The 260-nt window shown below is 67.3% G+C and carries 1 protein-coding gene; it reads right to left on the bottom strand.

Annotated features, from left to right (window positions below; translation table 11 throughout):
- The coding region (locus tag R5H23_RS17020) for a hypothetical protein (protein ID WP_317216151.1) at nucleotides 1-260 on the bottom strand (260 nt) is incomplete at both ends.

Genomic DNA, 260 nt, shown 5'->3' on the forward strand with positions numbered 1-260 from the left:
GTCAGAGGGTCGTTCTCGATCGCCGTCCAGGCCGTCTTCGGGGCAAGTTTCTCCGGGATCGCGCCCATGAACAGACCCGTGCCACAACCCGGCTCCAGCGCACGTCCGCCGCGGAACCCCATCTGCGCCACCAGATCCCACAGCGCATGCACGATCAGTTCCGGCGTGTAATGGGCGTACTGCGTGGCCCGCGCCAGTCCGGCCCGCTCCTGCTGGCTCGTCAGCGTCTCAAGCTGCACCCCGATCTCTTCCCAGCCCTG

This window comes from Gluconobacter sp. GP1 (assembly GCF_032913585.1).
GTDB classification, from domain to species: domain Bacteria; phylum Pseudomonadota; class Alphaproteobacteria; order Acetobacterales; family Acetobacteraceae; genus Gluconobacter; species Gluconobacter cerinus.